Source organism: Dellaglioa sp. CoH-55-MRSF-8 (assembly GCF_056782195.1).
In genome coordinates, this window is sequence record NZ_JBXAYH010000113.1 from 1 (window position 1) to 365 (window position 365).

Consider the following 365-nt stretch of genomic DNA (forward strand, 5'->3'; position numbering starts at 1 on the left):
GCTGAAGCATGGCGAGTGATGTGTAAATAGGAGAGGGTAGTGCTCAGGAAGATTTTCGGGTTCGATGAACAGCAGTTTCCGGCGCTTGCGGGTGCCACCTTCGCCTATCTGTTTGGCCGTACCGATCAAGATGCGCTCGTCGCTCAATTGCGTGAGCAGGCCCCGTACTCGGTTGACCGTGTGTTGGCCGTGATCCGGGCCGAAGGCGTTGAGGGAGTGGGCGGCGCAACCGGCTACGTTCTTCAAAACTGCAAGCTCTACGCATGGGCTTATTTCAAGCACCGTCATGGTGGTGAAAAGCCTCGTGCCGCAGACTTCAAGATCACGATGGATGATGCACGTTTCTTGCGTCGTCTGAACTTGGG

Annotated in this window: 1 protein-coding gene; it reads left to right on the forward strand. The window is 56.2% G+C overall.

The features are described from left to right. Positions 1-39: 39 nt before the first annotated feature. Positions 40-365, forward strand: a 326-nt coding sequence (locus tag AC1RPW_RS08155; RefSeq protein ID WP_481769465.1) for a hypothetical protein, incomplete at its 3' end; no start/stop codon positions are given.